At 64.8% G+C, this 26,536-nt stretch carries 23 protein-coding genes; 9 read left to right on the top strand and 14 right to left on the bottom strand.

The features are described from left to right. Window positions 1-116 precede the first annotated feature (116 nt). Both N4T19_RS18250 and mnmA read left to right on the top strand, forming a co-directional pair. Complete coding sequence (locus N4T19_RS18250) at window positions 117-2,585, top strand: penicillin acylase family protein (protein ID WP_260718710.1); 2,469 nt, start codon at window positions 117-119, stop codon at window positions 2,583-2,585. Window positions 2,586-2,710: 125 nt separating this feature from the next. Further along, window positions 2,711-3,838 carry a tRNA 2-thiouridine(34) synthase MnmA gene (gene mnmA / locus N4T19_RS18245; RefSeq protein WP_260718709.1) on the top strand — a complete coding sequence of 376 codons (1,128 nt, stop codon included), beginning with the start codon at window positions 2,711-2,713 and terminating at the stop codon, window positions 3,836-3,838. Window positions 3,839-3,842: 4 nt separating this feature from the next. Here mnmA and N4T19_RS18240 read toward each other — a convergent pair whose 3' ends face one another. From N4T19_RS18240 to N4T19_RS18225, 4 genes are all read right to left on the bottom strand, one after another. Continuing rightward, the gene (locus N4T19_RS18240) at window positions 3,843-5,180 is read right to left on the bottom strand and encodes a hypothetical protein (protein ID WP_116926101.1); all 1,338 of its coding nucleotides are present in this window, start codon (window positions 5,178-5,180) and stop codon (window positions 3,843-3,845) included. 132 nt (window positions 5,181-5,312) lie between these two features. Then, entirely contained in the window at window positions 5,313-6,827 is a 1,515-nt protein-coding gene (locus tag N4T19_RS18235; protein WP_260718708.1) for a rhomboid family protein, read from the bottom strand. Between the two features lie 48 nt (window positions 6,828-6,875). Then, on the bottom strand, window positions 6,876-7,355 hold the full coding sequence (locus N4T19_RS18230; RefSeq protein WP_260718707.1) for a YbaK/prolyl-tRNA synthetase associated domain-containing protein: 480 nt from the start codon (window positions 7,353-7,355) through the stop codon (window positions 6,876-6,878). Then, window positions 7,352-8,116, bottom strand: a complete 765-nt coding sequence (locus N4T19_RS18225) for a transporter substrate-binding domain-containing protein (protein ID WP_260718706.1) — start codon at window positions 8,114-8,116, stop codon at window positions 7,352-7,354. The genes N4T19_RS18230 and N4T19_RS18225 overlap by 4 nt, the downstream gene beginning before the upstream one ends. Window positions 8,117-8,445: 329 nt before the next feature. On the opposite strand from N4T19_RS18225, the gene N4T19_RS18220 reads away from it, so the two are divergent. Together N4T19_RS18220 and N4T19_RS18215 are read left to right on the top strand one after the other, a co-directional pair. Further along, complete coding sequence (locus N4T19_RS18220; protein ID WP_260718705.1) at window positions 8,446-9,006, top strand: TetR/AcrR family transcriptional regulator; 561 nt, start codon at window positions 8,446-8,448, stop codon at window positions 9,004-9,006. A gap of 39 nt (window positions 9,007-9,045) precedes the next feature. After that, complete coding sequence (locus N4T19_RS18215) at window positions 9,046-9,516, top strand: YkgB family protein (RefSeq protein ID WP_260718704.1); 471 nt, start codon at window positions 9,046-9,048, stop codon at window positions 9,514-9,516. A 330-nt stretch (window positions 9,517-9,846) separates the two neighbouring features. Here N4T19_RS18215 and N4T19_RS18210 read toward each other — a convergent pair whose 3' ends face one another. From N4T19_RS18210 to N4T19_RS18195, 4 genes are all read right to left on the bottom strand, one after another. After that, window positions 9,847-11,154, bottom strand: a complete 1,308-nt coding sequence (locus N4T19_RS18210) for a type II toxin-antitoxin system HipA family toxin (protein WP_260718703.1) — start codon at window positions 11,152-11,154, stop codon at window positions 9,847-9,849. A gap of 14 nt (window positions 11,155-11,168) precedes the next feature. After that, entirely contained in the window at window positions 11,169-11,495 is a 327-nt protein-coding gene (locus tag N4T19_RS18205) for a helix-turn-helix domain-containing protein (RefSeq protein ID WP_021027013.1), read from the bottom strand. 357 nt (window positions 11,496-11,852) lie between these two features. Then, on the bottom strand, window positions 11,853-12,446 hold the full coding sequence (ssb, locus tag N4T19_RS18200; protein WP_021027012.1) for a single-stranded DNA-binding protein: 594 nt from the start codon (window positions 12,444-12,446) through the stop codon (window positions 11,853-11,855). Between the two features lie 190 nt (window positions 12,447-12,636). Further along, window positions 12,637-13,830, bottom strand: a complete 1,194-nt coding sequence (locus N4T19_RS18195; protein ID WP_260720316.1) for an MFS transporter — start codon at window positions 13,828-13,830, stop codon at window positions 12,637-12,639. A 315-nt stretch (window positions 13,831-14,145) separates the two neighbouring features. Between N4T19_RS18195 and uvrA the strand changes: the two genes are divergently transcribed. Together uvrA and N4T19_RS18185 are read left to right on the top strand one after the other, a co-directional pair. After that, window positions 14,146-17,292, top strand: coding sequence for an excinuclease ABC subunit UvrA (uvrA, locus tag N4T19_RS18190; RefSeq protein ID WP_260718702.1), 3,147 nt, complete (start codon window positions 14,146-14,148; stop codon window positions 17,290-17,292). A gap of 45 nt (window positions 17,293-17,337) precedes the next feature. Then, complete coding sequence (locus N4T19_RS18185) at window positions 17,338-17,799, top strand: GNAT family N-acetyltransferase (protein WP_260718701.1); 462 nt, start codon at window positions 17,338-17,340, stop codon at window positions 17,797-17,799. Here the strand turns inward: N4T19_RS18185 and N4T19_RS18180 are convergent. Then, window positions 17,796-18,953, bottom strand: coding sequence for a PQQ-dependent sugar dehydrogenase (locus N4T19_RS18180; RefSeq protein WP_260718700.1), 1,158 nt, complete (start codon window positions 18,951-18,953; stop codon window positions 17,796-17,798). The genes N4T19_RS18185 and N4T19_RS18180 overlap by 4 nt on opposite strands. 42 nt (window positions 18,954-18,995) lie before the next feature. Here N4T19_RS18180 and N4T19_RS18175 point away from each other — a divergent pair, with 42 nt between their 5' ends. Beyond that, a complete protein-coding gene (locus tag N4T19_RS18175) occupies window positions 18,996-20,195 on the top strand; it encodes an NAD(P)/FAD-dependent oxidoreductase (RefSeq protein WP_182344682.1) in 1,200 nt (399 codons plus the stop codon). A gap of 230 nt (window positions 20,196-20,425) precedes the next feature. Next, window positions 20,426-21,367 (top strand): EamA family transporter, encoded by a 942-nt coding sequence (locus tag N4T19_RS18170; RefSeq protein WP_116926092.1) that lies wholly within the window; start codon window positions 20,426-20,428, stop codon window positions 21,365-21,367. A 22-nt stretch (window positions 21,368-21,389) separates the two neighbouring features. Here the strand turns inward: N4T19_RS18170 and N4T19_RS18165 are convergent, their stop codons facing one another. Both N4T19_RS18165 and pyrF read right to left on the bottom strand, forming a co-directional pair. Continuing rightward, on the bottom strand, window positions 21,390-22,385 hold the full coding sequence (locus N4T19_RS18165) for a Bug family tripartite tricarboxylate transporter substrate binding protein (RefSeq protein ID WP_409935125.1): 996 nt from the start codon (window positions 22,383-22,385) through the stop codon (window positions 21,390-21,392). Window positions 22,386-22,537: 152 nt separating this feature from the next. Further along, a complete protein-coding gene (gene pyrF / locus N4T19_RS18160) occupies window positions 22,538-23,359 on the bottom strand; it encodes an orotidine-5'-phosphate decarboxylase (protein WP_116926090.1) in 822 nt (273 codons plus the stop codon). An 84-nt stretch (window positions 23,360-23,443) separates the two neighbouring features. Here pyrF and N4T19_RS18155 point away from each other — a divergent pair, with 84 nt between their 5' ends. Further along, window positions 23,444-24,328, top strand: a complete 885-nt coding sequence (locus N4T19_RS18155; RefSeq protein ID WP_116926089.1) for a DMT family transporter — start codon at window positions 23,444-23,446, stop codon at window positions 24,326-24,328. Between the two features lie 30 nt (window positions 24,329-24,358). Here the strand turns inward: N4T19_RS18155 and N4T19_RS18150 are convergent, their stop codons facing one another. From N4T19_RS18150 to N4T19_RS18140, 3 genes are all read right to left on the bottom strand, one after another. Continuing rightward, window positions 24,359-24,877 (bottom strand): DUF2165 family protein, encoded by a 519-nt coding sequence (locus tag N4T19_RS18150; protein WP_116926088.1) that lies wholly within the window; start codon window positions 24,875-24,877, stop codon window positions 24,359-24,361. A 353-nt stretch (window positions 24,878-25,230) separates the two neighbouring features. Then, on the bottom strand, window positions 25,231-25,809 hold the full coding sequence (locus tag N4T19_RS18145) for a FlgO family outer membrane protein (protein ID WP_260718699.1): 579 nt from the start codon (window positions 25,807-25,809) through the stop codon (window positions 25,231-25,233). Beyond that, window positions 25,806-26,444, bottom strand: a complete 639-nt coding sequence (locus tag N4T19_RS18140) for a hypothetical protein (protein WP_133248143.1) — start codon at window positions 26,442-26,444, stop codon at window positions 25,806-25,808. The genes N4T19_RS18145 and N4T19_RS18140 overlap by 4 nt, the downstream gene beginning before the upstream one ends. Window positions 26,445-26,536: the final 92 nt, after the last annotated feature.

Raw genomic sequence — 26,536 nt, 5'->3', positions numbered from 1 at the left:
TGGGCTTTGTTTTTGGGCGGCGCGCAGTCTCCCTGGGCACCGCTTGGCGCTAACGCGATTGCGCGCAGCGGGCAAGCATGGCAATGTGCATCCACACCATAACGAGGAGACACACCATGCCACACCGCGACGCCTGTCGTTTTGCCAACCGTCTGGCCTTGCCGCTGGCCGCTGCGCTGCTTGCAGCCGGCTGCAGCTCGCTGGGCACGCCGCCCACCCGCCAGCACAGCGCCAGGATTGCCGGGCTGGAAAAGCCCGCCGAGGTGCTGGTCGACCAGTGGGGCGTGCCGCATATCTACGCGGGCACCACCTATGACGCCTTTGTGGTGCAAGGCTATATGGCCGCACGCGACCGGCTCTGGCAGATGGACCTGTGGCGCAAGCGCGGCCTGGGCCAGATGGCCCAGGACTTTGGCCCGGCCTGGGTCGAGAGCGACAAGGCGGCGCGCGCGGTGCTGTTTCGTGGCGACATGTACCGCGAATGGCTGGCTTATGGCTCGGACTCCAAGCGCGTGGCCGAGGCCTTTGTGGCCGGGGTGAATGCCTTTGTCGCCCAGACGAAGGCCGACCCCGGCCTGCTGCCCGAAGAGTTCAAGCTGCTGGGCTACCAGCCCGCGCAGTGGGCCGCAGAAGACACGGTGCGCATCCGCCACCATGGCCTGACCCTGAACTTTACTGGCGAGGTGGACCGCGCCCAGGCCTTTTGCGAAGGCAAGCACAACGGCGCCCGCGTGGACTGGCTGCGCCGCGAGCTGGTGCCCGATGTGAAGCCGCAGGTCCCGCAAGGGCTGGAGGTCTGTGACCTACCTGGCAAGGAGCTCAAGCGCGCCTATGCGCTGGCCACCGCCAGCCCACGCTTTACCAAGGAGAACGTCAAGGTCTCCGTGCAGGACATGGCACCCGAGCAGCTGCTGGCGCTGTCCGAATCGACACTGAACCAGCCCGATGCCAACACCTTGGCCAGCTACGGCAGCAACAACTGGACGATTGCGCCGGGCATGACCACCACCGGCCGGCCGATTCTGGCCAATGACCCGCACCGCGCCCATGGCGCGCCCAGCCTGCGCTATATCTCGCACATCTCGGCCCCTGGCATGGATGTGATCGGCGCCGGTGAGCCGTTTCTGCCCGGCATCTCCATCGGCCACAACGGCCGCATCGCCTTTGGCCTGACGCGCTTTTACATGGACCAGGAAGACCTGTATGTGTACGAAACCAACCCGCAAAACAGCAAGGAGTACAAGTACCAGGGCCGCTGGGAGCCGATGACCCGCGTCACGGAAAACATTGCCGTCAAGGGCGCGGCCCAGCCGGTCATCGTCGAGAACTGGTACACCCGCCACGGCCCGGTGCTGGCCGCCGAAGGCAACAAGGCCTATGCGCTGCGCGCCGCCTGGCTGGACCTGGGCATGGCGCCCTATTTCGGCTCGACGGACTACATGCGCGCGCAGGACTTTGACCAGTTCCGCGCAGCGATGAACCGCTGGGGTGCACCGGGCGAGAACCAGGTCTATGCCGACAGCAGCGGCAATATCGGCTGGATCCCGGGCGGGCTCACCCCCATTCGCCCCAACTGGGACGGGCTGATGCCGGTGCCCGGCGATGGCCGCTTTGAATGGACCGGCTACCGCAATGGCGACGAGCTGCCCTGGGAGTTCAACCCCCAGCGCGGCTATGTGGTGACCGCCAACGAAAACAATGTGCCACCCACGCACCCGCTCTACCAAAAAGGCATTGGCTACGAATGGTCCGACTCGGCCCGCGCGCAGCGCCTGCATGGCCTGTTTCAAAAGGCTGCCAAGGACGGCAAGAAGCTCAGCGTCGCCGACTCCGAAGCCTGGCAGACCGACATCGTGGCCGTACCGGCCCAGCGCCTGCTCAAGCTGCTGGCACCGCTGCAAAGCAACGATGCCCAGACCGCCCAGGGACTGGCACTGCTGCAGGGCTGGGACGGCACCATGGCCAAGGACAGCGCCGCCGCTGCGCTCTATGAGGTGTGGAGCAATGCCAGCTTGAAAAAAGCGCTGACCGACCAGGTGCTGGCCGCCAACGAGCGCAGCTTTGCCAAGGAGACCAGTGCCACCCGCATGATCGCGGTACTGGAGCAGCCCCAAGGCTGGATGAGCCAGACCGAGCGCGACCAGGTGCTGCTCTCGTCCATCGCCCCGGCGATGCAATGGCTGCAGGCCAAGCTGGGGGCCGATGCCAAGAGCTGGACCTGGGGCAGCCTGCACCAGGCGATCTTTGTGCACCCGCTCGCCGGTGTGGTGGACAGCGCGACCAAGCAAAAGCTCAATGTCGGCGTGGGCGGCATCGGCGGCTCCTGGGCCACGCCCATGGCCACCAGCTACAACGTGGACACCTACCAGCTGACCTCGGGCGCGTCCTTTCGCATGGTGGTCGATGTGGGCAACTGGGATGCCTCGCGCGTGGTCAACACGCCCGGCCAATCGGGCAACCCGGCCAGCCCCCACTACCGTGACCTGGCCAACACCTGGGCGGCAGGCCAGTACTTTCCGCTGACCTACTCGCGCAGCGCGGTGGAGAAAGCCACCCGCGAGCGCATTGCGCTGACGCCTCAATAAGCCCGGCGGGCAGCGCCTGCTGGGGACCTTGGGCGCTTATCGGCGCTGTTGGTCGCCGTTGGGCGACAAAACGCCACATAGCCCTAGCGAAGCAGGCGCCTGCCGCCAGGCGGATAATTGCGCCCATGGTTAAACAGCGCATCGTAGTGGGGCTGAGTGGCGGCGTGGATTCGGCCGTCACCGCGTATTTGCTCAAAATACAGGGGCACGAGGTCGTCGGCATCTTCATGAAGAACTGGGAAGATGACGACGACAGCGAGTATTGCTCGTCGAACATCGACTTTGTCGATGCCGCAGCCGTGGCCGACGTGGTGGGCATCGAGATCGAACACGTCAACTTTGCCGCCGACTACAAGGACCGGGTGTTTGCCGAGTTTCTGCGCGAATACCAGGCCGGCCGCACGCCCAACCCCGATGTGCTGTGCAATGCCGAGATCAAGTTCAAGGCCTTTTTAGACCATGCCATGCGCCTGGGTGCCGAAAAGATCGCCACCGGCCACTACGCCCGCGTGCGCCAGAACCCCGATACCCAGCTGTTCGAGCTGCTCAAGGGCCTGGACCCGGCCAAGGACCAGAGCTATTTTCTGCACCGTCTGAACCAGGCGCAGCTGTCCAAGGCGCTGTTCCCGGTCGGTGAGCTGAAAAAGACCGAGGTGCGCCGCATTGCCGAAGAGATCGGCCTGCCCAATGCCAAGAAAAAGGACTCGACCGGTATCTGCTTTATCGGCGAGCGCCCTTTCCGCGATTTTCTCAACCGCTACATCAGCAAGGAACCGGGCCTGATCCTGGACGACCGCAACCGCAAGCTGGGCAAGCATGTGGGCCTGTCGTTCTACACCTTGGGCCAGCGCTCGGGCCTGGGCATTGGCGGCGTGAAGGAAAAAGGCGCAGCGCGTGGCGCGGGCGAGCATGCGCCCTGGTTTGTGGCGCGCAAGGAGCTGGACAAGAACATCCTGCGCGTGGTGCAAGGCCATGACCACCCCTGGCTGCTGTCGCAGGCGCTGGACGCCGACAACACGAGCTGGGTGGCTGGCCACCCGCCCGCTGCTGGCACCTATGGCTCCAAAACCCGTTACCGCCAGCCCGACTCGCCCGCGATCATCGGCGCCGATGCGACGCCCGCGCATTTCCACCTCGATTTTCCCGAGGCGCAATGGGCGGTGACGCCAGGCCAATCGGCCGTGCTATATGACGGCGAGGTCTGCCTGGGCGGCGGCATCATCGCCAGCGTGGCGCCCTCGGCGGCCGCTTAAATAGTCAAGCAGGTGCGCCAGGCGCCTGCGCTGCCCCCGGCAACTCATCGCGCAAGATCCAGGCCGCCTCCTGCGTGCAGGCATGCGCGGGGTAGCGGATCTTCATGCGCATGAACACGCGCACCGCCTGGTCCGGCTTGTTGGCGCCTTGCTTGAGCACGCGCACCGTCAGCTCCAGCGCCTGGGGCACCAGATCGCTGCCGGCATAGGCTTTCTCAAAACCATGGAGCAGGGCCAGCGTATGGGGCAGCTGCATGCGCTTCCAGGCCGTCTGCGCCAGCGCCAGCGTGTGGCGGGCCTCCTTCAGCCGAAAGCCCTTGTCGCGCTTGTAGCAACTGCCCCAGACCTCCAGCGCATCGCTGCTGCGCTGCTTTTGCAGCAGCAGTGCGATATAGCTTTGCGCATGGCGCGCCAGCTCACCCGCCTTGTCGCTGAGCTTGAGCACGCGGTGGTAGCGGCGCTGGTCGGCCAGGCTATCGGGCTCGCTGCGCTGCCACTCGCGCGCTTCGGCCAGGGCGGCGTTCATGTCGCCGTTCTGCACCAGCTGGGCCACCTGGGCATCGCGGCGCTGGGCCAGCGCGGTCTGCGGGTCAACCACGGGCGCGCCCGCTTCGGCCTGCGGCGCCTTGTCCGGCGTGATGCCCAGCGCCGCATGGTTCTGGTACATCACATAGCCGATCATCGCGGCGATCACGCCGTTGAAATAGATCACGACAAAGGCCAGCAAAGGCGCGAGCAGCGCCTGGGGCATCACCGTGACCAGGAGCGCAAAGGCCATCGGCACGCCCTGCATCAGCAAAAACAGAAACAGGCACAGCAGGCCATAGGGCAGACCGATGGCACCCATGGTGCCCAGCAGCATGAAGGGGTTGATGGCAGCGCGCAGGCTGCCGCTGGTGATCAGCACCATCAAGGTGGCGGGGATCAGAAAGGACGAGAGCAGATCGCCCAGCGCCGCCAGTCCCGGGCTGACCCGGGCGAGCATGCCGATCAGAAAGCCATGCACCAGCAGCACGCCAAAGAACTTCCAGGGCAGCACCTTGAGGTCGGCATCGCAAGGGTAGTCATCGTAGTCATTGCTGTCGAGCACGCCGTGCGAGGCATAGGCCGCTATCTTGAACGCATGCCGGCTGATCGCCAGCAGCAGGCCCACCGCAACGACCAGACCGATCAATAGGCCCCACATCAGCATATAGGCGCACAGCGACAGCACCAGCGCATACAGCAGCGGCTTGCGCTGCAGCGGAAACAGGAAAAAGCTGTTGAGCTTGCGCCAGAAAGGCTCGATCACCCATTGGGCTCTGTCAACGTCGTCTTGCTGTGGTGAACGCAGTGGGCCCATGGCCAGCCTTTCTGTCTGCCGCCCTCACTGGCGCAGCTTGGCAGCGATCATAAGGCATGGCTTCACGAAAACTTTACATGGAGCTGACGCGCCAGGGTGTTGGCCACTGCCGCCCAGGCACTCGACGCGCGTTCAGGTGCTGGCCTGGCTCAGCCAGCGCGTGACCGGCTCTTGCGGTGCGGCGCGCTGCAGCGCCGGCAGCCAGCGCCGGGCGTCATCCAGCCGGCCGGCCTTGGCCAGACCATTGGCCACCAGCGCCAAGGTGGCAGGCCAGTGCGGGTGGTCGGCAGCGCTTTCCAGCTGCTGGCAGATTTTTTGGGCGTCGTCCCATGCACCCAGCCGCACAAAGCTGCGCGCCAGTGCGTGCAGGCTGTTGTCGCTGATGCGCGGGGCGGGCCGGGCGCGGTCCATATAGGTTTGCCAGCTGTGGTGCTGCAGTTGGCGCAGCGCTTCTGTGTTGGCCGGCAGCTTGAAGATGGCGCGAGCGGCGCGGTGGAAATCCTCACTCGCCGGCGCATGGCGGGCACTCTCGAACCAGGCGCGCAAGATGGCGGCATCGGTCGGTGCCAGCTTGGCGGCCTGGCGCCAAGCGGGTGCGGCCAGCTCAAAGGCCAGCGCATCGGTGTGCTTTTGCGCGCGCTGCACGGCGGCGGCCAGCGCGGCGCTCTGGGCCTGGGCCTGCTGCTTGTCTCGGGCCGCCACCTCCACCACCGACTCCTTGCGCCGCAGCTGCAGGTACAGGGCCATCAGCAGGCCGCCGGCCAGCAAGCCGCCAAAGTGCGCCATATAGGCCACGCCCTGCTGCCCTAAAAAGTGCTGTGCCAGTTCAAAACCCATCCACACCGGCAGCACCACCAGCGCAGGCCAGGTGGCATAGTTGAAGTAGAAGGCCAGCATGTAGAAAAAGCGGATGCGCCGCATGCGGTAGAGCACCACATACATGGCCATCAGCCCGGCAATCGCGCCCGACGCGCCCAGCCCATAGCTGCCCGAGCCCGCATAGAACAGGCCCGCAAACAGCGAGGCGCTGACACCGGCGACGAGATAAAAGCACAGGTAGAGCCCGGCGCCCAGCGCCATCTCCAGCGTGAACCCGAAGAGAAACAGGAACACCATATTGCCCAGCAGGTGACCGGTGCTGCCGTGCAAGAAAGTGGAGGTCAGCGCCTGCAGCGGCTGCAGCCCGGCGCCGGCCTCATAGCTCATCGCCCAGCGCGACGTAAAAGGCTTGGGCTCCAGCGGCGCAAAGCGGGCGCGGGCGGCCTGCCAGTCGGCATACAGCGGATCGGCCGCCGTGATCACCTCACCGGCCAGCAGCTGGCGGCGAAAACGCCCCTCCTGCTGCATCAGCATATAGATCTGGCCGTAGTCCTGGTTTTTTTGCAGGCCCTGCACCATGCGCACCATCTGGGGCTGGATGCGGCTGTCCGGCTTGCGGCTCTGTGCGTCGAGGTACTTCACAAAGGCCGGCACCTCGATCGCCGGTAGTGCCGTATGCGCATAGGTTTTGGATGCGCGCTCTGCCGCCCGCTCCTCACCCCCTTGCCAGACCCAGAACACCAGGCAGTTGATCGCGATCAGCAGCACCGTCATCCACGGCGGTGACTGCCAGGAGGGCTTGTTTTCCAAAGGGATGGCGATAAACATGGCGACTATTGTGCAGTCGCCATGCCGGCGCAGTGTTGGATTTTTGCCTTAGCCAGCAGGGGCGCAGATGCGGTGCAGCGCCGGTTGGGCAATACGCACATAGTCCTGCGCGTTGAGCACCATCGAGCGGTCCAGCCGCCCGGCATTGAAGGCGATCTCGGCATGGCGCTCCACCAGGTCCGGGTCCACCACCAAGGCCACCTGCGGGCCCGGGCTAAAAGGTGGAATGGCGCCAATCACGCAGCCGGTCCGCTCCGTCGCCTCTTCCGCGCTGGCCATCGTCATCTTGGGCAGGCCGAGCGCGGTAGCCAGCAGGCGAAAGTCCAGCTTCTGATCACCCGGCAGCACGGCCAGCACCCAGTGCCTGGCATTGCGGGTCTTGCACAGCATGGCCTTGGCACCCTGGCCCGGCGTCGTGCCCCGGATGCGCGCCACCTCGTCGGATTTACCCTCGGCCGGGTGCTCCAGCACCCGAAAGCGGGCACCCTCGCCGTCCAGCAGCTGCTGCAGATGGTCAAACACGCTCATGGCTGCACTCCGGGCGCGACCACCGCGCCTGGCACCTGGTGCTGCGCCAGCGCCTGGGCGACAAAACCGCTGGCCTTGGCGTCTTCCACAAAGGCGGCCAGCCACTGGATAGCGGCCTCGCCCCGGCTCTTGGGCAGGCCCATGGCCTGCTGGATCAGCATGAAATGCCCGGGCAGCAGCCGCAGACCGGCATGGCTGGCCACCGCCGCCTCCAGCTGCACCTTGACGCCTGCGGCCACGTCGCCGCTAGGCTGCAAAAAGACATCGACCACCGCCGGCGAGGTGGGCGCCCGCAGGATGCGGGCGTGTTTCAGCGCACGCGTGAGGTAGAGGTCATAAGCGCTGCCCTGGCCGACCACGACCTCGTGCGCGGCGACATCCACCTGCGTGTTGTCGCTCAGCGCCGAATCGCTGCGCACCATGTAGGCGCCTTCGATCAGCACATAGGGGGCGGAAAAACCAATGCCCGCGCCCCGCACCGGGTCCACGGCGAAAAAGCCGACATCGGCCTGGCCCTGGGTGACAGCATCGACCGAATGGGCGGCCGCCTCAAACAGCTGCAGGTCCAGCGGCAGACCCAGTTGGGCCGCCATGCGCGCTGCCAGATCGACGGAGACGCCTGCGGCCGAGCCATCGGCCCTTTTGTGCGCCAGCACCGGGTTGCCGACATTGATGGCGGCACGCAGGCGGCCGCTGGGCGCGATGAGGGATGCGATCTTGGTGCTATCCAAGGTATTGGCAGTATCGGTGCTCGGAGTCATGGCCGCTTTCATGCAAGGTGGTACAAGGGGCATGCCGTCAGCTGCGCCCTTATCCAGGGCGGCACGGGAACCATCACAGGTCTGCCGGGCCGGCATTGCGCGCGGCGCGTTCTGCGCCCATGCCGCATTCTCTACCGGCGGCAAAGCCGCAGTGGGCACTGGCCTTTTGCGCCAAAACCGCTGGCCCCGCCGATCCTGCAGCGCACCCGGCACGCATGCCGCGGGTCATGCCGGCTGCTGGATTTACGCTTTGAATCATATGGCAACTTGGCAACCTACCTTCTAGTAGGTATAGTCAAAACCCATCACCAAATCCAGAACCATTGACGATGTCTACCCGCGAAAAAATCATCCTTCTCAGCAACCACTTGATCCAGCAGCGTGGCTTCCAGGGCTTCAGCTATGCCGATCTGGAGGCGGGTATTGGCATTCGCAAAGCCAGTATTCACCATCATTTCCCTAGCAAAACAGACCTGGGCATTGCCTACTGTGACTACAAACGGGCCGATTTCAAAGCCCTGGAGGCAGCGCTGCAAAAGCTGCCCGCCGGTGTGCCGCAACTCCAGGCCTATCTGAATGCCTTTGCAGATTGCGCGGCGCAGGGGCAAATGTGCGGTGTCTACGCGATGCTGTCGGACAGCCACCTGTTTTCGCCCGCACTGCAAACGGCGGTCTACCAGCTGGCACAGACCGAGCAACAGCTGCTGCAAGACATTCTGGTCGCGGGCCAGCACCAGGCAGCCCTGCATTTTGCACTGCCCCCGGCAGAGCTGGCCATGGTGGTGAGCTCTGCGATCAAGGGCGCGCTACTGCTCAACCGCATCCCGCCCCATGGGGCCTATGACCGTGCCGCCAAAGCCATTGTCGACTGGCTGAGCACCGCCCCATGACATCCGCATCCCAGCCACTTTTTTAACCAGGAGACCCCCATGAAAAATACCATCCATCGCTTTATTCACTCCGATGCCGATATCGCTGTGCTGCGCGTCTCGGTGATCTTTATTTTTGCGCTGTTCGGCACCTTCAAATGGTTTGATTTTGAGGTCGCCGAGTTGGAGCCCCTGATCTCGAGCACCTGGCTCAGCTTTCTCTACACGCTCTTCGGTGTGCACGGGGGCAGCTACTTTCTGGGCGTGGTGGAGACCTTGGCGTTTCTGGCACTGATAGTCGGCTTCAAAAAGCCCGCTTTGGGCGTCGTGGGCGCCCTGGTCGTCATCGTCACCGGCATCACCACCTTGAGCCTGCTGCCCCAACTCTCCACGCTGGACGGTTTCATCGTCAAGGACGTGCTGCTGATTGGCGCCGGCGTTGTGCTGCTCAAGTTCGATCTGCGGCGCCAGCTGAACACGCCAGAAGCGAGCGCAACCGGCAGCGCCGCACCGTTGGCAACGGGCCGCTGAGAACCGGCTCAAAGGCGGGGCGCCGCCGGCCGTGGCACCAGATGCACCGGGGTATTGTTGCCCAGACGCTGCATATTCAGGTCATCGCTGTCACGGCCCATGCAGCGGGCAACCCGCCCGAGCAGGTCAGCCAAAACCAGCCGTCCCATGCCATCGGGGCTGCTGCAATAGCGCCACACCCTATCGCTACGGAGAATGGGCCAAGCAATCCCGCAGCCTTGGCCGAAACGCCTGGCGCCCCATCAAACCCACCCACCAAGGAGGCCATGGCAACGGGTGGGCGCGCTTTGGCAACCTCATGATGTACCGAGTCAGGCACACCGCTATCACCTACAAGCCCGCCAATTTCCTGGCGGCACTAAAGCTTGCATGCTCGAACGCAGGCACAAACTCATCGAGCTCTTGCTTTGTCATGCCAACGTCGGGAGACTGTCCTACCATGCGCCACTGCAAAATCGCCTCTACCTGTTTGCGCACAATGGCCAACGCCTGTTCATGAGACAAGGCAAACTGCGATGCTTGCCCCATCAACTGCGGCATGCTGGTGATAGGTCCCGTGTCTTCACTCAGCCAGGTCTTGGATTCCCGGTCCTTGTCGGGCATCGGGTTGATGTCGAACGCAGGCGAGAGCTGCCATTTGTTATCGCCCATGTAGAGGAAGCCCATGTTTTGCAGGTGGTCGTCGACGTTGGTGATGAGGTGGTTGAACACCTGACGCCGCCACAGTTCTTGGGCATCCACGACGTAGTTGGCGCAGGCCCCCTTCATTGCATGGAGAACCTCGGTGTAGGCGTGTTCATCTTGTCGACTCGCCTGCAGCAAGGTGGCTCCTGAGATGTAGGGGATGCGTGCATCGTCAGGGGTGCGGTCAAATCGCCGTATGACCGCCACGGGAGTGCCTTGCACCACTGCGACATGCGCCTTCGATACGGTGATACCAGCCAAAGCCGCTAGCTTGAGTGCCAGCACCTCCGCACGAGTGACATTGCGCTCGTCTTTGACACTCGGGAACTTGCCCAATGCGAGATATCCCTCTTTGTCCAGGATGCTGCATTTCGGACGCATGCCGCCAAGCGATGTGCCCTTGCCTCGCAGATAGGCCAAATCCTGGGCGGTCTCCTTGCCGAGTTCAACTGCCCGTGAAGAGCTCAGCATCTTTTCGAGTTCGAGCATTGGCGGCGTTGCCCGCCTGCCTTCTGGTGCCGACTCAAGGTAAACGCCACGGGCGTTACGCAAACGCAGTGCCCCCATACGGCTGAAATCATCAACCGCACAAAGGTAGTCGAGCTCGGTCAACGCACCCAGCTTTGGGTCCTCCTCGCGGCGCTTGGCATGTGCCCGAGCAATGACTCGACGGCCCCAAGCATCTGGCTCGGTATCCCCAAGAGCGAGGAAGAAAAGCGAGTCCTCCTTGGTCACAGGCTTTCGGGTCTGGAAGCCCGGCGCGGCGGCGAGGTCCGCAGAGACGTTAAATGTGTCAGCGTGGTCAAGCCACTCCTGGAAGTAGCCGAACTGCGTGAATACGCGCGGCCCGTTTCGCACAAACACGAGCTTTCCCACGGGGGTACCCGTTTTTCCAAGACACACATCCAGCTCCGTCTTGGTGTTTTGGACAGCGGCATTTGCTCTAGTCACCATATCGTGGAAAACTTTCAGAAAGCTTTGGGTGTGTCGCGGCGCTTGCTGTGAATCCGAGATGGAAGTTCGGCGTCCATGAGGGCAAGTCCAACCGAATCCGTCTGCGTGTCCATCAGGAGGCTCAGCTTCTCCAAATCGCCAAAGACCTGCAGCGCACTGGCCAGATAAACGAGCGCTGTGCCTGGGTTGCCATCCTCCAGCCGGCGAACGGTGCTCACCGAGACGCCCATACGCGCAGCCAAGTCGGCTTGGGACAGGCCGCGACGCCTGCGTGCGAGCTCAATGTTCTGACCCAAGGCCTTGAGAGCCCGGTCTACAGTTAGGTTAAGAGTCGAAACCATTTAAGCATCCTCATAAGAACACCTAAATTCTACAAGAGCTCTAATTGGAGCCATTGTAGGATGGCAGCATGATTTACTCAGGAAGCGCTCTCATAAGAATACTTGCAGCTGATAAGAATTCTTAAAAGATTGCTATCCGCCAACAAGGTCCAATAAGCCACCCAAAGAAGCCAATGAAAAGAAGCCGGGGAAGCCCACAATTTCAGCCACGCCACGCCACGCCTCGCAGCAAACATTTTGAAGTACCGACTTTTCTTAGAACTCACTCAAGAAGATCTAGCAAAAAAGTGTGGGTAAGAAAAAACCCGCTTTCTCAGAAGAGAGCGGGTTTGCTTCAAAAACTACTAGCAGTGCTTTTTAGAACGGAATATCGTCGTCCATATCGTCAAAGCCAGACGCAGCGCGTGGGGCTGGCGCAGGCATGGGTGCCGGTGCTGGACGGGGAGGCGGTGCCTGGCGGGGTGCGGCGGCTGGAGCCATCGCCGGTGCGGGGGCCCGGCGCTGGTAGTTGCCAGCGGGTGCACCGCCGCCGCCACCGCCCTGGTCACCGTAGCCGCTGTCGCCATAGCCGTAGTCATCGCCACCGCCCTGACCGCCACCGCCGCCCTGGCCTTGGCGGCTGCCCAGCATCTGCATCGAGTCAGCGCGGATTTCCGTCGCATAGCGCTCCTGGCCGGTGGCCTGGTCGGTCCACTTGCGGGTGCGCAGGCTGCCTTCCACATAGACCTGGCTGCCCTTGCGCAGGTACTGGCCGACGATTTCAGCCAAGCGGCCATTGAACACGACGCGGTGCCACTCGGTGGCTTCCTTGTTCTCGCCGCTGTTCTTGTCGCGCCAGCGGTCCGTGGTGGCGATAGTGACGTTGGCCACCTGGTCGCCTGAGGGGAAGGTGCGGATTTCAGGGTCGCGGCCGAGGTTGCCGACGATGATGACTTTGTTGACGGATGCCATGGTAGAGGTAGTTCCTTTGAAAAATGGGCGCCTACTATGCGTTGGCAGTGTTGCAGGCATTGCAGCCTTCAAAGCGCCCATCACTGAGATTCAGGGGCGTATCCTACCCCAAAGCGGCCGGTCCTTCTCTGCGGGTGGCCGCAGATCCTGCAACAGGGCCTGCCAGGCCTGCCCCATTCCCAGCCAGTGCTTACTTTTGTGCAGCGCCAGCCACGGCGCGGCCCAGCGGCTGCAGCGGCCAGGTCAGCACCAGCCACAGCAGCGCCAGCGCGCTGGTGGCAATGAACAGATCCGTCACGCTGCCCCAGCGGGTCAAGGCCCCGCCGAGCGCACCACCGGCAAACAGGCCCAGAGATTGCAAGGTGTTGTAACTGCCCAGCGCCGCGCCGCGCAGCGATGCCGGCGCCATGCGCGAGACCAGGCTGGGCTGCGTGGCCTCCAGCGCATTGAAGCCGCAGAAAAACACGAACAGCAGCACGCCCATCAGCCACAGCGCAGGCGCATGGCCCGAGGTCGCCACCAGGCCCAGGGCCATCTGCACCAGGGCCACCAGCGCGATCGAGCCCAGCAAGGCGCCGCGCAGGTAACCGCGCCGCTCCAGCGCAAACAGCCCGCCCATCAGCACAAAGGACAGCAGCACGGCCGGCAGGTAGACCTGCCAGTGCTCAGCCTTGGGCAGGCCTGCGGCCACCAGCATCGCGGGCACGGCTACCCACATCGACATCTGCACCGTGTGCAGCACAAACACACCGGCGTTGAGGCGCACCAGGTCGGCATGGCGGAACACCTCGCGCAGGCCGCCGCGTGCGCCGCCCCGGTGCTCCAGCGGCTCAGGCGGCACGACCCACAGCACTACCGCAATACCGCCCAGCGCCAGGCCGCAGGTCATCAAAAACAGGCCGCTCAGGCCGATGTGCACCACCAGCAGCGGGCTGAGCACCAGCGCCAGCGCAAACATCAGGCCGATGCTGGCGCCCACCAGGGCCATGGCCTTGGTGCGCACTTCGTCGCGGGTCTGGTCGGCCAAGAGCGCCGTGACGGCGGCGGACACCGCGCCTGCGCCTTGCAGCGCCCGACCCAGCAGCAGGGTATGCAGGTTGCCCGCCATGCCGGCGATCAGGCTGCCGGCGGCAAACACCAAGAGGCCCAGCACAATGACCTTTTTGCGCCCGAAGCGGTCCGACGCCATGCCCAGCGGCAGCTGGCAGACGGCCTGTGTCAGGCCATAGACGCCCATGGCCAGCCCGACCAGCGCCGGGTCATCACCGCCGGGGTATTTGTGGGCTTCCAGCGCAAACACCGGCAGCACCAGAAACAGGCCCAGCATGCGCAATGCAAAGATCAGCGCCAGGCTGAAACTGGCGCGCCGCTCGGCCGGCAGCATGGCCGTGGAAGAAGAAACAGAGGTGAGAGACAAGGGCGATACGCAGGCAAACAAGGGACGGATGGCGACGATCGCCAGCGGCAAGTGTAGAGCGCAGCCGCAAGCCCTGCTGGCAGACGGAATCTCTGCGCCCAGCGGCGCATCAGAAACCATAGCTAGGCGCAAAGCTGCCGCAAGCCCTCACCTCGGTTTTGGCGCCAGACAGCGGGCCACGCCCCTGGGTTTATCCGCAACGCATGTGCAGCGATACCCGGCAGATTGCACAACGAACGGGCAGGCTGGCTATCATGAGGGGTTTTGGATCTTGAAGCCCACATGCCACCACGCACCCCCACCGACCCTTCCGCTGCCATCGACTTGCACCATGAACTCGGCCTGTCCGAGGCGCAGCAGGACGACAGCCGCTACCTGGGCGCGCGGCTGGCACACAGTCGCATCGCCATCCGTGGCGCGCGCACGCACAACCTCAAGAACATCGATCTGGACATTCCGCGCCACCAGCTGGTGGTGATCACCGGCTTGTCGGGCTCGGGCAAATCCAGCCTGGCCTTTGACACCTTGTATGCCGAAGGCCAGCGCCGCTATGTCGAGAGCCTCTCGGCCTATGCGCGCCAGTTTCTGGGCCGGCTGGACAAACCCGATGTCGACCTGATCGAGGGCCTGTCACCGGCCATCTCGATCGAGCAGAAGGCGACCAGCCACAACCCGCGCTCGACCGTGGGCACGGTCACCGAAATCCATGACTACCTGCGCCTGTTGTATGCCCGCGCAGGCACGCCGTTCTGCCCCGACCACAACCTGCCGCTGGCGGCCCAGACCGTCAGCCAGATGGTGGACGCCGTGCTGGCCCTGCCCGAGGACACCAAGCTGATGATCCTGGCGCCGGTGGCGCGCGGCAAGAAGGGCGAGTTCGTCGAGCTGTTTGCGCAGATGCAGGCGCTGGGCTATGTGCGCTTTCGGGTCGATGGCCAGATGTACGAGCACGAGACCCTGCCCGCGCTGGCCAAGAACGAGAAGCACGATGTCGATGTGGTCATCGACCGCGTCAAGGTGCGCGCCGGGCTGCAGCAGCGCCTGGCCGAAAGCATTGAGGCGGCACTGCGTGTGGGCGGCAACGAAGGCAATGGCCGCGTACTGGCGCTGGAGATGGACACCGGCGAAGAGCATCTGTTCAGCAGCAAGTTCTCCTGCCCGGTCTGCAGCTATGCGCTGGCCGAGCTGGAGCCGCGCCTGTTCTCCTTCAACTCGCCCCAGGGCGCCTGCCCATCCTGCGATGGCCTGGGCCTGCACGAGGTGTTCGACGTCGAGCGCGTGGTGGCTTTCCCCACGCTCAGCCTGGCCAGCGGCGCCATCAAGGGCTGGGACCGGCGCAATGGCTACTACTTTGCGATGCTCGAGAGCCTGGGCCGCCACTACAAGTTCGATATTGAGCAGCCTTATGAGAGCCTGCCCGAGGCGGTGCGCCAGGTGGTGCTGTATGGCTCGGGCGACGAAGAGATCGCCTTCAAGTACGAGCTGGCCAGCGGCGAGAACGCCGGCAAGATGGTCACCAAGAAGCACCCCTTCGAAGGCATCCTGCCGAACATGACGCGGCGCTACCGCGAGACCGATTCGAGCATCGTGCGCGATGAGCTGGCCCGCTACCAAAGCGTGCAGCCCTGCCCCGACTGCCACGGCGCGCGCCTGCGCCGCGAGGCGCGCTTTGTGCGCGTGGGCGATGGTGACCAGGCCCGTGCGATCCAGGACATCAGCCAGGTCACCCTGAGCGAGGCCCACGCCTGGTTCAGCACCGTGCAGCTGACGGGCGCCAAGGCCGATATTGCCGCGCGGGTGATCCAGGAAATCAGCACGCGGCTGCAGTTCCTCAACGATGTGGGCCTGACCTACCTGAGCCTGGCGCGCAGCGCCGAGACGCTCTCGGGCGGTGAGGCGCAGCGCATTCGCCTGGCCTCGCAGATCGGCTCGGGCCTGACGGGCGTGATGTATGTGCTCGACGAGCCCTCGATCGGGCTGCACCAGCGCGACAACGACCGCCTGATCGCCACCTTGCAGCACCTGCGTGACATCGGCAACAGCGTGATCGTCGTCGAGCATGACGAGGACATGATGCGCGCGGCCGACCAGATCATCGACATGGGCCCGGGCGCCGGTGTGCACGGCGGCCAGATCATGGCCCAGGGCCGCTACGCCGACATCTGCGCCCACCCGCAGTCGCTCACCGGCCAGTACCTGAGCGGCCAGAAATCGATTGCCGTGCCCGCGCGCCGCACGCCCTGGCTGCCGGTGCTGGCCAGCACCGTGGGCGCGCCGGTGGGCAAGGCCGCCGCGGACAAGAGCGGCTCGCAGTTCCCTACCGTGCGCACCTCGCTGGAGAAAAAGCCCAGCAGTACCAGCAGCACCAGCAGTACCAAGGGCCGCAGCGTGCAGGAAGCGGCCGCCTCCGCCGCAGTGGACCCGCATGCGGTGCAAAGCCTGCGTCTCATCGGCGCCAGCGGCCACAACCTGCGCGATGTGACGGTGGATTTCCCGGTCGGCCTGTTCACCTGCGTGACCGGCGTCTCGGGCTCGGGCAAATCGACCCTGGTCAACGACACCTTGTACGCGGCCGCGGCCCACAAGATCAACCGCGCCCAGGGCGATGTCGCGCCCTACCAGGAGATCGAAGGCCTGGACTATTTCGACAAGGTCATCAATGTGGACCAAAGCCCGATTGGCCGCACGCCGCGCAGCAACCCGGCCACCTACACCGGCCTGTTCACGCCCATCCGCGAGCTGATGGCCGAGACCAACACCGCCAAGGAGCGCGGCTATGGCCCGGGGCGCTTCAGCTTCAATGTGGCCGGCGGCCGCTGCGAGGCCTGCCAGGGCGATGGCATGGTCAAGGTGGAGATGCATTTTCTGCCCGACGTCTATGTGCCCTGCGACATCTGCCACGGCCAGCGCTACAACCGCGAAACCCTGCAGGTGCAGTGGAAGGGCCGCAATATTGCGCAGATCCTGGAGATGACGGTCGAAGACGCGCACGACTTCTTCCGCGATGTGCCCACCATTGCCCGCAAGCTGCAAACGCTGCTGGATGTGGGCCTGAGCTATGTCCGCCTGGGCCAGAGCGCCACGACTTTGTCGGGCGGCGAGGCCCAGCGCGTCAAGCTGGCGCAGGAGCTGTCCAAGCGCGACACCGGCCGCACGCTCTACATCCTTGATGAGCCGACCACCGGCCTGCACTTTGCCGATATCGACCTGCTGCTCAAGGTGCTGCACCAGCTGCGCGATGCGGGCAACACGATTGTCGTCATCGAGCACAACCTGGACGTCATCAAGACGGCCGACTGGGTCATCGACATGGGGCCCGAAGGCGGCGCTGGCGGCGGGCAGCTGGTGGCCCAGGGCACGCCCGAGCAGGTCGCCGCCAACCCGGCCAGCCATACCGGGCGCTACCTGGCGCCTTACCTCAAGCGCTGAGGCAGCTTGCCGCGCGTCAACGAACCAGTCCATCCCACTGCGCCTATGCCAGCAAACCTGATTTTCCGCACCGCAACCCTGGCCGACCTGCCCGCGATCATCGCGCTGCTCGCCGATGATGCGCTGGGCCGTGAGCGCGAGGTGCTGGCCGACCCGCCCGATGCGCGCTATGTCTCGGCCTTTGACGCGATCTGCGCCGATGCCAACCAGCGCCTGGTGGTGGCCGAGCTGGACGGGCAGGTGGTGGGCACGCTGCAGCTGTCCTTTGTGCCCGGCCTGTCGCACACGGGGGCCTGGCGCGGCCAGATCGAATCGGTGCGCATTGCCGCGCAGCTGCGCGGCGCCGGCGCGGGCCAGCAGATGCTGGAATGGGCGGTGGCGCAGTGCCGCGAGCGGGGCTGCACGGTGGTGCAGCTGACCACCGACAAAAGCCGGGCCGATGCCCACCGCTTTTACGAAAAGCTGGGCTTTGTGTCCAGCCATCTGGGTTTCAAGCGCAAGCTTTAACTGCCCGAGGGCACCAGCCGAATCAGCTTGCCATCGGGCCCATCGGTCAGCAGGTAGACCAGGCCATCGGCGCCCTGGCGCACGTCACGGATGCGCTCGCCCAGCGATTCATAGAGGCGCTTCTCGCCGGTCACCTTGCCGTCCTTGACCGTCAGCTGGGCGACGCTGCGCGACTTGAGGCCGCCCACCAACAGGCTGCCTTTCCAGGCCGGGCCATAGCGGTCACTCGTGACAAAGGCCATGCCCGAGGGCGCAATGCTGGGCACCCAGTAGTGCAAGGGCTGCTCCATGCCGGCCTTTTGCGTGCCTTCGCCGATCTTGCCGCCGCCGTATTCCTCGCCATAGGTAATCACCGGCCAGCCATAGTTCTTGCCAGGCTGGGGCCGGTTGATCTCGTCGCCGCCCTGCGGGCCGTGCTCGTGCTGCCACAGGCTGCCATCGGCGGCGACGGCCAGGCCCTGGCTGTTGCGGTGGCCGTAGCTGTAGATCTCCGGCAGCGCATCCTGGCGGCCCGCATAAGGGTTGTCCTTGGGCACGCTGCCATCCTTGGCAATGCGCACCAGCTTGCCGTGGTGGTTGTTCAGGGTCTGCGCATCGTCGCGCTGCGAGTAGCGGTCACCCAGGCTGAGGAACAGGTTGCCATCGGGCGTCTCGGCAATGCGGCAGCCAAAATGGGCATTGCTCTTGGCCTTGGGGCGCTGGCTGAACAGCACTTTGACGTCTTCGAGCTGGCGCTCATTGGCCGCAAGGCGCGCCGAGGCCAGTGCCGTGCTGTTGGTGCCCGCCTGGGGGCCCGCTTCGCTAAAGCAAAAATAGATGCGCCGGTTGCTGGCGAACTGGCTGTCGGCCACGACATCGAGCAGGCCGCCCTGGCCGGCATCGACCACCTTGGGCACGCCTTGCAGCTCGGACTGTTTACGCCCATCGGCATCGAGCAGCCAGAGCTTGCCGCCGCGCTCGGTCAGCAAAAAGCGTTTGTCCGGCAAGGGCGCAATGGCCCAGGGGTTGAGGTAGCCGCTGCCCACAACCGTGGGCTTGGGCAGCGCGGGTGCCGCCGTCTGCGCTTGCACAGTGCTGGCGGCGCAGATGGCCAGCAGCCCGCTGGCGCCCAGTGCCCATGAATAAAAACCCTTGCGTGCTTGTTTCTGTCTCATGTTTGCCCTTTGCGAAGTGCCTCTGACCTTACCATGCTGACCATGGAAACCCCCAACAGTTCCCCTTCGGCCTCCCCTAGCGCATCCGCTTCTGCCACCGCCAGCCCGGCAGTCTGGGATTTTGTCGTCATCGGCGCCGGCATGGCCGGCAGCGCCACCGCCTGGCACCTGGCTACCAGCGCCCAGGTGCTGGTGCTGGAGCAGGAATCCCAGCCCGGCTACCACACCACCGGCCGCTCGGCCGCGCTGTTTGAAGAGCACTATGGCCCACCCCAGGTGCAAGCGCTCACCCGAGCCAGCCGCCAGTTTTACGAGCAGCCGCCGGCCGACTTTGCCGAGCATGCGCTGGTCAGCCCCCGCGGCGTGCTGTATGTGGCAACGCCCGCGCAGTTGCCCGCGCTGCAAGCCGCCTACGACGAGGCACGCCAGCATTCGCCCGGCGCGCGCTGGCTGGACAAGGCCGCGCTGAAAGCCTTTTTGCCGGCGCTCAACACCGAGGTGCTGGAAGCCGGCTTTAGCGACGATGGCGCCCGCGATATCGATGTGCATGCGCTGCACCAGGGCTTTTTGAAGGGCATGCGCCGGCGCGGCGGCCAGCTGTGGAACGATGCCCGGGTGCACAGCCTACACTGGGATGCCAGCGCCGGCCACTGGCAGATCAGCCTGGCCGATGGCCGCCAGCTGCAGGCCCGCCATGTCGTCAACGCCGCCGGCGCCTGGGCCGATGAGCTGGGCCAGATGGCTGGAGCGGCTGCCATTGGCCTCACGCCCAAGCGCCGCAGTGCCTTTACCTTTGCGATGCCCGCCGGCATGGACGGCCAGCACTGGCCGGCCGTCATCGATATCGGCGAGCAGTGGTACTTCAAGCCCGATGCCGGCCAGCTGCTGGGCTCGCCCGCCAACGCCGATGCCACCCACCCGCATGATGTGCAGCCCGAGATGATGGACATTGCCGAGGGCATTGACCGCATCATGCAGGCCAGCCATTTCGACATTCGCCGCCCCAGCCACAGCTGGGCAGGCCTGCGCTCCTTTGTCGCCGATGGCGAGATGGTGATTGGCTGGGATGGCCAGGTGCCGCAGTTTCTGTGGGTGGCCGCGCAGGGCGGGTATGGCATCCAGAGCGCCTATGGCTACGGCCTGCTGGCGCGCAACCTGGCCTTGCAGGAGCCGCTGGACCCGGCGCTGGTGAGCCAGGGTGTGCAGCCTGAGGCTCTGTCGCCCACGCGCCATTTGCGCTGAGAGCCACCAACACAACCCTTGATACGTCGTTACCTGGCCGGACGCACCCTGCCTTGTCGTACGTTGTACTGCCTGCGGCAGGGTGCCTCGTCTCAACCGCAAACCTGCGGTTTGCTGGGCCGTGCTAGCGGCGCTGAATAGCGCAGCGCCAGCACGCAGCTGCGCTTGCTGGCACACTGCTGGAAAACCTTGAATAACATCCGGCGCTGCGCACACCAGTGCCTCCAGCCATGTCCGCTTCCAGCTCCCCTGTCCCCTTTCGCCCTACGGACCTCGCCTTGGCGCTGGTCGTGGTGGTGGTCTGGGGCATCAACTTTGTCATCATGAAATGGGGCCTGCAGAGCCTGACCCCGTTCGAGCTGGGCGCCCTGCGCTACCTCTGCGCGGCCTTTCCGCTGGTGCTGTTCATCAAGCCGCCGCGCGTGCACTGGCGCTGGGTGGTGCTGTTTGGCCTGCTGCAGGGCGTGGGCCAGTTTGGCTTCTTGTTCACCGCGCTCAAGGTGGGCATGACGGCGTCGCTCGCCAGCGTGGTGCTGCAGACCCAGGTGTTTCTCACCGCCGTGTGGACCTGGGTGCTGCTGCGCGAGCGCCCCGGCCGCCCACTGGTGGCCGGCATGGGCATTGCCGCGCTCGGCCTGGCCTGCCTGCTGATCAATGAGCTGCGCAGCAATGGCGCTGGTGGCACCACCTTGGCAGGCCTGCTGCTGGTGCTGTGCGCGGCCACATCCTGGGCCTGCTCCAACGTGGTGGTGCGCCTGGCGCAAAAGGAAAACGCCCGCTACGACCCGGTGGGCTTTATCGCCTGGAGCAGCCTGATGCCGATTCTGCCCTTTATCGGGCTGAGCGCCGCACTGGACGAGGGCAGCGTGGGCAAGTGGCTGCAGGCAGAGACCTGGCAGCAGATTCCCGGGCTGGCCTGGATGTCGATCGCCTACCTGGGCTGGGTGGCCACCATCGTCGGCTACGGGCTGTGGACCAAGCTGATCCAGCGCTACTCGGCCAACCGGGTGGCGCCCTTCAGCCTCTGCGTGCCGGTCATTGGCCTGACCACCGGCATGCTGGTGCTGGGCGAGACGGTGACGGCCTGGCAATGGGCTGGCGCGGTGTTTGTCGTGCTGGCGCTGGTGGTCGTGGTCTGGGGCGGCCGCTGGCTGCAGGCGGCGCGGCGGTAAGCTGCGCCGAAGGAGACCGCGCTCAGCGGTCTTCGATCTTCGCGGTCTCGACGATCTGCTGGTACTTGGACACCTGGGCCTTCAAGAAGGCGCCCATGTCCTGGCCGGGCGCAGCCACCACATTGCCACTGGCTTCGAGCTTGGCGCGAAAGCTGGGGGACTGCAGCATGTCATCAATGGCCGCACGCAAGGCCTTTTGCACCTGCGGGGGCAACTTGGCTGGGCCCATCAGCGCAAACCAGCTGTTGATATCGACCCTCGCAAACGCCGAGGTCTCGGCCAAGGCCGGGATATCGGGTGTGACGCTGGAGCGCTTGGCCTCGGTCGTGCCCAGCGCCACCACCTTGCCGGCGCGGATATGCGGCAGGCCCGAGGACAGCACAAACACGCCAAAATCCAGGCTGCCGCCCAGCAGGTCATTGGTCAGCGGTGCCACGCCCTTGTAGGGCACATGGGTCATCGCCACATTGCCGGCCTGCTGCACCATCTCGCCAGCAATGTGCAGCGCCGTGCCCACGCCCGAGCTGCCATAGCTGTACTTGCCGGGGTTCTGGCGCAGCAGGCTGAGGAACTCCTGCGTGTTCTTGACGCCGCTGGACTGCGAGGCAACCAGCACCATGGGCTGGGTCGCCACCAGGCTGATCGGCGTGAAATCCTTGAACACCCGGTACTTGATGGCCTTGTTGATCAGCGGCGCAATCGCCATCTCGTTGTTGGCCGACAGCAGCAGGGTATAGCCATCGGCCGGCGCCCGGGCCACCTTTTGCGCACCGATGGCGCCACCGGCACCGCCCAGGTTCTCGATGACCACCGGCTGCTTGAGCCGCTGCGCCAGTTCGGTGCCGACCATGCGGCCCACCGCATCGGTGCTGCCGCCAGGCGGGTAGGCAATCACCAAGGTGATGGCCTTGGTGGGGTAGTGCGCAGCCGCCTGTGCGCCTGCCGCCATGCTGGCCGCCAGCGCCAGCAGACCCAGGCAGGCCTTTCGGCGCGGGCGAGAAAAAAGCATAGGGAGCATCGGAAGTCCTTGTGGCGGTGGAAAAGGCGTCAGAAGAAAAGCGGCAGGCGCATTGTGTCTTGGCCCAAGAAGCCTCCGCACAATTCCGGAAAAAGAAGCAGGGCCCGTGCCAGCGTGCAGCACGGACCCTGTCGTTCTGGCGCTGGAGCCGCTCAATCGACCGCGTTGAGCAGGTCGCGGGTCTGGATCGCAGCGGCGCGCGCCGCGCTGGCAAAGTCGTCGCCGCTGCTCGCATACAAAATGGCGCGCGAAGAGTTGATGATGATCGGGCCGCCGCCAATGCGGGCCGCCTTGACGGTGGCCACCGCATCACCACCCTGCGCACCGACGCCGGGAATCAGCAGCGGCAGGTGGGGGGCGACGGCGCGCACACGCTCGATCTCTTGCGGGCGGGTGGCACCGACGACCAGGCCGAGCTGGCCATTGGTGTTCCAGGGGCCCTGGGCCAGGCGCGCCACATGCTCGAACATCTGCGGCTGGCCGGGCACATCGGCCAGGGTCTGGGCCTGCAGGTCGTCCCCACCGGGGTTGGAGGTGCGGCACAGCAAGAAGGCGCCCTTGCCCTCGTACTTCAGGTAGGGCGTGATGGAGTCAAAGCCCATGAAGGGCGACAAGGTCACCGCGTCCGCCCCATAGCGCTCAAAGGCTTCCTTGGCGTACTGCTCGGCGGTCGAGCCGATGTCGCCGCGCTTGGCATCGAGAATCACCGGCACCTGGGGAGCCACGCGGCGCATATGGGCCATCAGCTTTTCCAGCTGGTCCTCGGCGCGGTGCGCTGCAAAGTAGGCGATCTGCGGCTTGAAGCTGTTGACCAGGTCATGGGTGGCATCGACGATGGCTGCGCAAAAATCATAGATCTTGCTGGCATCGCCGCGCATCGCGGCGGGAAAACGGCTGGGCTCCGGATCCAGGCCCACGCACAGCATGGAGTTGTTTTGGGTGGCTGCGGCGCGCAGCTGGTCGATAAAAGGCATGGGCGCTATTGTAAAAGCTGGCCGTGCCAGGGCCTTCGCAGAGCTGACTGCGTCGCACGGGGATTGCAGGCACAATCGCGCCCCATGCCTACCCTGTCGCGACAACAACTGGTGATCCTGTGCCTGCTGACCCTGGTCTGGGGGCTGAACTGGCCGGTGATGAAGACGGGGGTGCAGCACTTCCCGCCACTGAGCTTTCGCGCGCTGTCGATGCTGATCGGCCTGCCGCTGCTGGCGTTGGGCCTGCTGGTGCTCAAGGTGCCCTTCCGGCTGGAGCGGCGCTACTGGGGGCCGCTCGTGGTGCTGGGCTTTTTCAACATGGTGATGTGGCACACGCTGATCATTGTGGCGATTCCGCTGCTGCCCAGCGGCCGGGCGGCGATCCTGGGCTACACCATGCCTATTTTTTCAGCAGCGCTGGGCGCACTGTTCTTCAGTGACCGGCTGCCGCCGCGCGCCTGGCTGGGCGTAGCCGCTGCCGCCGGCGGCGTGTTTCTGCTGCTGTGGAACGAGATGGACAAGCTGGGCGGCAAGCCCACGGGCGTGGCGCTGATGCTGCTGGCAGCGGCCAGCTGGGCGTTGGGCACCCAGCTGCTGCGCCGCACCCACATCCCCGCGCCCACCTTGACCCTGGCCTTCTGGATGACCGTGATGACCACCGGCTGCCTGTGCCTGCTGGCCACGCTGCTGGAGCGCCCGCGCTGGCATGCGCCTGACCCCATCGCCTGGGGCACCATCCTGTTCAATGCGGTGCTGGTGATCGGCTTTGCCCAGGTGGCCTGGTTCTTTCTGGTGCGCACCCTGCCGCCGCTGGCGTCCACTTTGAGTGTGATGCTGATCCCCGTGCTGGGCGTCTTCAGCGGCGCCTGGTGGCTGGGCGAGATCCTGCACTGGCAGGACTGGACGGCGGTGGCCTTGATGGTGCTGGCCATCGCCTCGGTGCTCTGGCCCAGCCGGGCGCGCCGCTGAGCCAGCACAAAGCGATCCTACGTCGCTGAATCAGCGGCCTGCGGACTGCGCAGGCGGGGCCAGGCTGTCGTTGTCCATCGTCAGGTAGACCAGCACCAGCAGCAAGGTGATAAAGAAGCGGAAGGCATCGGGCACGCCATTCCACTCTTTGGACATCCACATGCCAAACCACTCACCGCCCACCGACATAAAGCCCACCTGCCAGGTGAGAAAGCCCAGGGTCAGCCCGGCAATCGCCCATTTTTTGGCAGCGCGAAAACCGGCCGCATCGGCATGGCGGGCGCGCAAGAGCTGGCTGCCGCCAACCCAGCACAGCAGCGCTGTCAGTGTCTCCAGCGCAATGATGCCGGCATAGCCCAGGTGGTGGATCCATTCCGCATCGATGGCGCGGTAGAGGATGCTGTTACCGGGGAAGGTGGTGTCCATCAGGAACACATGGTGCACAAAGGCAAAGTTGGTGGCGTAGTCGGTGATATTGCCAAAAGCCACCAAGGTGGCGAAGAAAGCCATGGCCAGCACCAGGGCGGACTTGGACAGACGAATCATCATTCGAAGCTCCAGACGTGAGAGTGTGAGAGAGGGATAGGAAAGGGCAGACGGATGCCGTGGCGCCGAACAGCAAGGCTCGGCACCTGATCCATCAAAAGTGTGCCAACGCGGAGTTGGCGGGGAGGTGTGCAAAAAGCACGCAGGCGCGCAGATCGGGACTGGAAAACCTGAAGCCGGCAGCGGGTCTGGGAAACACGCAGGCCAACCGGATCGAATGTCGCGCCAGGAGGGAGGCTGGATTCTGCCAGCCCGCTGTGGAGGCTGTCAACGCTGGCCGATCCGGCCATAAAAAAACGCACTGCCCCAAGGGGAGTGCGTTCTTTGTTCCAACCGGGCGGCGGCCCGGTGGTGGATCAGCGAGGCGCGTTCAGCAAACGGGTCACATCGCGGTCATTGGGCAAGGCATAGTCATAGCCCGACAGGATGCGGCTGTCTTCGGTACGCACCAGCTTGAGGCTGACGTAGGTGAAGTTGGCAGCGGGCGAGAAGGTGCCGACCAGCACCATCGAGGCGTTCTGGCTGCGCGCAATGTCGCGCATCTCGCGCGACAGCAGCAGCTCGCCGGTGCCTTCGCGCACATACAGATCGGTGCGCAGCTTGACTTCCTTGACGTGGAAGCCACGGGCGGCCATCTGGTTGGCGTAGATCTCGGACAAGGTGCGGCCCAGTGGCGACGAGGCGCCCATGTTGTTCACATTGACCACGGTGGCCACCAGCACGGGGCCGGTACCGGTCGACTGGGGCGCGACCGAGGCGGTCAGCTTGTTGATCGCATCCTGGCTGTTGGCCAGGAAGACGCTGGCGTCCGCAGCCTGGTAGGTCGGCTCGCTGCGCACCGTGCTCACGGGCTGGGCAGGATCGCTCCAGCTGGCGCAACCGGCCAGCACAGCGGCAGAGGCCACAGCGGCCAGGGTGGTCAGACGCCGCATCATTTGTTCACCACCTTCATGTTGACGGCGCGGTAGGCTTCGGTCTTGGCGAACTGGCCGACGGTGGCATTGTCAACATAGTAGACATTGGACTTGCGCGCGACATACTGGCCCTGGCGCAGCACCGTGGTGGTCAGCAGCACTTCGGAGTATGCCGGGGCGCCTGCGATGGTGGCGGCCTGGTAGTCGGTGCCGATGGTCGGGCTCACGCCAGCGACGACCTGGCCGTTGTCGCCTTCATAGGCCCAATTGCCCGCTTGCTGCAGGTTGTGGTGCACGACCTTGGCGTCGTAGCTCACTTCGAGCTGCTGGCCGGGGGTGGTGTAGACCGATGCGCCATGCTGCACCAGCTTGGTCACGACCAGGTCGTGGAACACGCTGTCAAAGGCGCTGGCGTTCTGCGGCAGGGCCACATACAAAGGCGTCTTGGCGTTCAGACCATTGCGCTCCAGCGTCGCCAGCGTGTCGGCCACCACTTCGCTGGCCATCAGGTCCCAGTGGCCCGCTGCGCGGACCTTCATCTGGGTTGGTTGCGCATAGTTGGCGCCGTATGGAACGGGCGCCTCTACCGCGCAACCCGTCAACGCAAGCACGGCGCTTGCCAGCGCCGCCGCTCCGATGGTCTTTTTCAAAGCCATGTTTCCCTCCTCGGAATTAGATAGCCGACGGGCCAACACCCGCCCAGGCTTGCATCCATTGTTGTAGATGTGGTGCTACCAAGACAAGTGAA

The organism is Comamonas squillarum, from assembly GCF_025309455.1.
GTDB classification, from domain to species: domain Bacteria; phylum Pseudomonadota; class Gammaproteobacteria; order Burkholderiales; family Burkholderiaceae_C; genus Comamonas; species Comamonas squillarum.
The sequence above is the reverse complement of the archived record's forward strand: the minus strand, read 5'-3'. Positions and strand labels throughout refer to the sequence as shown.

What these genes read in the sequence shown, in the direction of transcription:
- N4T19_RS18250 (WP_260718710.1), top strand. Translation starts at nt 117, where the DNA reads ATGCCACACCGCGACGCCTGTCGTTTTGCCAACCGTCTGGCCTTGCCG.
- N4T19_RS18205 (WP_021027013.1), bottom strand. Translation starts at nt 11,495, where the DNA reads ATGGTTTCGACTCTTAACCTAACTGTAGACCGGGCTCTCAAGGCCTTG.
- N4T19_RS18150 (WP_116926088.1), bottom strand. Translation starts at nt 24,877, where the DNA reads ATGATGATTCGTCTGTCCAAGTCCGCCCTGGTGCTGGCCATGGCTTTC.
- N4T19_RS18215 (WP_260718704.1), top strand. Translation starts at nt 9,046, where the DNA reads ATGAAAAATACCATCCATCGCTTTATTCACTCCGATGCCGATATCGCT.
- mnmA (WP_260718709.1), top strand. Translation starts at nt 2,711, where the DNA reads ATGGTTAAACAGCGCATCGTAGTGGGGCTGAGTGGCGGCGTGGATTCG.
- N4T19_RS18220 (WP_260718705.1), top strand. Translation starts at nt 8,446, where the DNA reads ATGTCTACCCGCGAAAAAATCATCCTTCTCAGCAACCACTTGATCCAG.
- N4T19_RS18175 (WP_182344682.1), top strand. Translation starts at nt 18,996, where the DNA reads ATGGAAACCCCCAACAGTTCCCCTTCGGCCTCCCCTAGCGCATCCGCT.
- ssb (WP_021027012.1), bottom strand. Translation starts at nt 12,446, where the DNA reads ATGGCATCCGTCAACAAAGTCATCATCGTCGGCAACCTCGGCCGCGAC.
- N4T19_RS18235 (WP_260718708.1), bottom strand. Translation starts at nt 6,827, where the DNA reads ATGTTTATCGCCATCCCTTTGGAAAACAAGCCCTCCTGGCAGTCACCG.
- N4T19_RS18240 (WP_116926101.1), bottom strand. Translation starts at nt 5,180, where the DNA reads ATGGGCCCACTGCGTTCACCACAGCAAGACGACGTTGACAGAGCCCAA.
- N4T19_RS18210 (WP_260718703.1), bottom strand. Translation starts at nt 11,154, where the DNA reads ATGGTGACTAGAGCAAATGCCGCTGTCCAAAACACCAAGACGGAGCTG.
- N4T19_RS18145 (WP_260718699.1), bottom strand. Translation starts at nt 25,809, where the DNA reads ATGATGCGGCGTCTGACCACCCTGGCCGCTGTGGCCTCTGCCGCTGTG.
- N4T19_RS18165 (WP_409935125.1), bottom strand. Translation starts at nt 22,385, where the DNA reads ATGCTCCCTATGCTTTTTTCTCGCCCGCGCCGAAAGGCCTGCCTGGGT.
- N4T19_RS18170 (WP_116926092.1), top strand. Translation starts at nt 20,426, where the DNA reads ATGTCCGCTTCCAGCTCCCCTGTCCCCTTTCGCCCTACGGACCTCGCC.
- pyrF (WP_116926090.1), bottom strand. Translation starts at nt 23,359, where the DNA reads ATGCCTTTTATCGACCAGCTGCGCGCCGCAGCCACCCAAAACAACTCC.
- N4T19_RS18225 (WP_260718706.1), bottom strand. Translation starts at nt 8,116, where the DNA reads ATGACTCCGAGCACCGATACTGCCAATACCTTGGATAGCACCAAGATC.
- N4T19_RS18155 (WP_116926089.1), top strand. Translation starts at nt 23,444, where the DNA reads ATGCCTACCCTGTCGCGACAACAACTGGTGATCCTGTGCCTGCTGACC.
- N4T19_RS18185 (WP_260718701.1), top strand. Translation starts at nt 17,338, where the DNA reads ATGCCAGCAAACCTGATTTTCCGCACCGCAACCCTGGCCGACCTGCCC.
- uvrA (WP_260718702.1), top strand. Translation starts at nt 14,146, where the DNA reads ATGCCACCACGCACCCCCACCGACCCTTCCGCTGCCATCGACTTGCAC.
- N4T19_RS18140 (WP_133248143.1), bottom strand. Translation starts at nt 26,444, where the DNA reads ATGGCTTTGAAAAAGACCATCGGAGCGGCGGCGCTGGCAAGCGCCGTG.
- N4T19_RS18195 (WP_260720316.1), bottom strand. Translation starts at nt 13,830, where the DNA reads ATGCTGCCGGCCGAGCGGCGCGCCAGTTTCAGCCTGGCGCTGATCTTT.
- N4T19_RS18180 (WP_260718700.1), bottom strand. Translation starts at nt 18,953, where the DNA reads ATGAGACAGAAACAAGCACGCAAGGGTTTTTATTCATGGGCACTGGGC.
- N4T19_RS18230 (WP_260718707.1), bottom strand. Translation starts at nt 7,355, where the DNA reads ATGAGCGTGTTTGACCATCTGCAGCAGCTGCTGGACGGCGAGGGTGCC.